The 545-nt window shown below is 63.1% G+C and carries 1 protein-coding gene; it reads left to right on the top strand.

The features are described 5' to 3' along the window. The coding region (locus C812_RS22860) for a hypothetical protein (protein WP_016312848.1) at positions 1-362 on the top strand (362 nt) is incomplete at its 5' end. Positions 363-545: the final 183 nt, after the last annotated feature.

Here is a 545-nt window from a genome sequence, read left to right as displayed (position 1 = left end):
CTGCGGGCGCTGCGGGCGGGCTTCGCCCCGCCGGCGCCCCAGGCGCAGGCGCCGCTGCGCGGCCGGCGGTACCGGCCGCGGCGGCGGGAGCCGCGCCCGCGCCGGGCGCGCGGCGCGGGCAGGAGAAGACGCCGGCGCAGCGCGTCTTCATCAAGATCACAGCCGCGGCGGAGAACGCGCGGCTGCTGGAGCGGCTCAAGCTGCTGCTGGAGCAGCATCCCGGCCCGATCGCGACGGTGCTGTTCTACGAAAGCACCGGCAAGCTCTTGGCCTTGACGGAGCGCTACAGCATCAAGCCTTCGCCCGCTTTGATCCGTGAAATGGAGCAGATGCTAGGCCCTGACACGGTCAAAATCAAATAACGGCGATCTGCCGACCAAGGATCGCCATGATCCGGTTGCCATAACCCGGTTCTGCATAGGTGCAGGGCCGGGTATTTATTTTGCACCCGATCTAGCTAAGATGAACGTAAAACAAAGACAGCCCTCCAAATTGCTACATCTCGTAGGTTAAAATGGATAGTGATTAACCCAAACCATTTCAGA

This window comes from Paenibacillus barengoltzii G22 (genome assembly GCF_000403375.2).
GTDB lineage: Bacteria > Bacillota > Bacilli > Paenibacillales > Paenibacillaceae > Fontibacillus > Fontibacillus barengoltzii.
The sequence above is the reverse complement of the archived record's forward strand: the minus strand, read 5'-3'. Positions and strand labels throughout refer to the sequence as shown.